The sequence below is a fragment of the Herbiconiux sp. genome (assembly GCF_023264895.1).
Lineage (GTDB): Bacteria > Actinomycetota > Actinomycetes > Actinomycetales > Microbacteriaceae > Herbiconiux.
Map to the genome: position 1 here is coordinate 1 of NZ_JAHFUY010000014.1, position 2,629 is coordinate 2,629.

The 2,629-nt window shown below is 69.2% G+C and carries 3 protein-coding genes; 1 reads left to right on the forward strand and 2 read right to left on the reverse strand.

Going from position 1 to position 2,629, the window contains the following annotated elements:
- A partial coding sequence (locus Q0D57_RS00900; RefSeq protein ID WP_291036757.1) for a Ku protein occupies nucleotides 1-882 on the forward strand: 882 nt, incomplete at its 5' end.
- A 41-nt stretch (nucleotides 883-923) separates the two neighbouring features.
- Here Q0D57_RS00900 and Q0D57_RS00905 read toward each other — a convergent pair.
- Together Q0D57_RS00905 and Q0D57_RS00910 are read right to left on the reverse strand one after the other, a co-directional pair.
- Complete coding sequence (locus tag Q0D57_RS00905) at nucleotides 924-1,475, reverse strand: septum formation family protein (RefSeq protein WP_291036759.1); 552 nt, start codon at nucleotides 1,473-1,475, stop codon at nucleotides 924-926.
- The gene (locus Q0D57_RS00910; RefSeq protein WP_291036761.1) at nucleotides 1,472-2,422 is read right to left on the reverse strand and encodes a DMT family transporter; all 951 of its coding nucleotides are present in this window, start codon (nucleotides 2,420-2,422) and stop codon (nucleotides 1,472-1,474) included. The genes Q0D57_RS00905 and Q0D57_RS00910 overlap by 4 nt, the downstream gene beginning before the upstream one ends.
- Between the last annotated feature and the right edge of the window lie 207 nt (nucleotides 2,423-2,629).

A 2,629-nucleotide genomic window follows, 5' to 3' on the forward strand; every position in this document is an offset into this window, starting at 1 on the left:
ATCCGCTACCAGCGCCGGTGCGAGATCGACGGCAAGGTCATCGACTACGCCGACATCGCGCGCGCCTACGACGACGGTGAGCGCACCGTCATCCTCACGAAAGATGACCTGGCGTCCTTGCCCGAGGAGCGCAGCCGCGAGATCGAGGTCGTGGAGTTCGTGCCGAGCGAGCAGATCGATCCGATCATGCTCGACAAGAGCTACTTCCTCGAGCCCGACTCGAAGTCGCCCAAGGCCTACGCCCTGCTCCGCAAGACCCTCGAATCGACCGACCGCACCGCCATCGTGCACTTCGCGCTGCGGCAGAAGACGCGGCTCGGCGCCCTGCGCGTGCGCGGCGACGTGCTCGTGCTGCAGGCGCTGCTCTGGGACGACGAGGTGCGCGAGGCCGCCTTCCCCGCCCTCGACGAGCCCACGAAGGTGTCGTCGCAGGAGCTCGACATGGCGATGTCGCTCGTCGACCAGTTCGCGACCGACTTCGCCCCCGAGAAGTTCACCGACGACTACCAGGAGCAGCTCCGCACGCTCATCGAGGCCAAACTCGCCAAGGGCGACGCGATGGACACCGACGAGACCTTCGGCCGCGAGCCCGGCGAGGGCGACGGCGGCGGCGAGGTGCTCGACCTCATGGAGGCGCTGAAGCGCTCGGTCGACAAGAGCCGGGGCGGCGGATCGCCGGAGAAGAAGGCGCCCGAGAAGAAGGCGCCGGCGAAGAAGAGCGACGACGACGACGAAGACGAAGACGAGGGCGTCACCTCGAACGTGAAGAAGCCCGCCGCCGAGAAGGCGCCGGCCAAGAAGGCTCCCGCCAAGAAGCCCGCCGCCACGAAGCCCGCCGCCACCAAGAAGGCGCCCGCGAAGAAGTCCACGAAGGCCTCCTAGCCGGAGCTGGAGCCAAAGCTCGAGCCAGAGCCGCCCGAGCCCTACTCCCCGATGCCCTCGAGGCTCCCGGTGTGCTCACCCTCCGGATCGATCGCCAGGCACTGCACGAGCCGGTCGTCGTGCTCCGTCCACGTCACCTCGTCGGGCGCCACCCAGGAGTAGTCGTAATACGACTCCTCCCACGGCACCCCGACGAAGTCCTCGAACGCATCCAGGCAGCCCTCGTCGGCCACGAACGACATGCGATCGTCGCCCGGGTAGGAGCCGTCAGGGGTGTCGGGCAGCTCGAACTCGGAGTACACCTCGTAGTCGTGCGGCTCGGAGCAGTCCCGGAACTCCGTGTTCCCCCTGTCGTCCGACTCCTCCTGGAAGCAGTCGCCGATCTCGTAGGCGAGCGGTGCGCCGTCGCCGCTCTCGCCGGACCCGCCGGACTCGCCGGCGGAGCCCGGCGCAGGCGGGGCCGACAGCGACGACGCGAGGTCGCTCGCCGCGACGAGCCCGCCGATGCCCGCCGTCCAGAACCCCGAGGCGCCCACGAGCGCGGCCACGGCCACGAGCGCGACCACGGCGCCCGACGGGATCCCGCGGCTCACGACGATGCCTCCGCGGCCAGCCGATCGTCTTTGTTCTGCGCGCGCGAGAGCAGGAACACCCCGGCGATGGCCACGGCCCCCGCCACCACGAACACGACGATCGACCACAGCGGCGCGCCCGCGGCCTCGCCCAGGATGACGATGCCGAGCACCACGGCCACCACGGGGTCGATCACGGTGAGCCCGGCCACGACGACCTCGGGCTTCGACTCGACGTGCGAGAGCTGCACGAAGTAGATCGAGAGCCCGCCGCCCACGATGATGCCGAGCAGGCACAGGAGCGTCAGCACGATGCCCGAGTCGAACCGGAACTCCTCGCCGAGCTCCGAGAGGGCGCTCTGCACGCGCAGGATGACGGTCTTGCCGAGCGATGCCACGAAGCCGGCGAGCACGCCTCCCGCGAAGACGTGCAGGATCGGGTGCACGGGCTTCTTGCGCACCCGCGACACCACGAACACGGCCGCGATCGCCAGCAGCACCACCACGAGCACGATCAGGATCGCGATGAGCTGCTCGTCGCGGATGGGCCGCTGCTTGGACACCACGGCCGCTACCGCCACGAACACGCCGACACCGGCGATGCAGATGAGGATGGCCCGCACGACCCGCTTGGTGGGCAGCTTCTTGGTGGCCCAGGCGGTGAGGAGCGCCGCGAACACGAGCGCCGTGACGCCCACGGGCTGCACCACGATGAGCGGCGCGAGCGACAGGCTCGCGAGCTGCACGAGGATGGCGGCGACGAGCGAGAGCGTGCCGAGCAGCCACACCCGGCTCCGCATGAGCCGCTTGACCTGCGCGAAGCCGAGCCCCGCCGCCTCGCCCTGCGTCGAGACCTTGCCGACGCCGCGGGACTGCAGCTCGTTGCCGAGCGAGAGCAGGAGCGCCGCCACCACGGCGAGGGCGATTCCGGCGAGCGGGAGCGAGGTGAGGGTGACCGGCTCGGTCATGCGGCAGTCTCCATGCTCCGAATATTGCACAGTCTGCGGCAGACCGGCGGCCTATACCGGGTCGCTCCTTCGCATTCTGTGCAGAACTAGCTGTACTGCCCAGGGACGTTGGTTGATGTGTGACGTGTTGATATGACGAAGACCTCCGGTGGAGGGTGGAGCTGTCTAGTTCTCAACCCGGTCCGGAGGTCTTCGTGTCCCACGCTA

Coding starts and splice junctions, on each gene's coding strand:
- Q0D57_RS00910 (WP_291036761.1), bottom strand. CDS start 2,422: ATGACCGAGCCGGTCACCCTCACCTCGCTCCCGCTCGCCGGAATCGCC.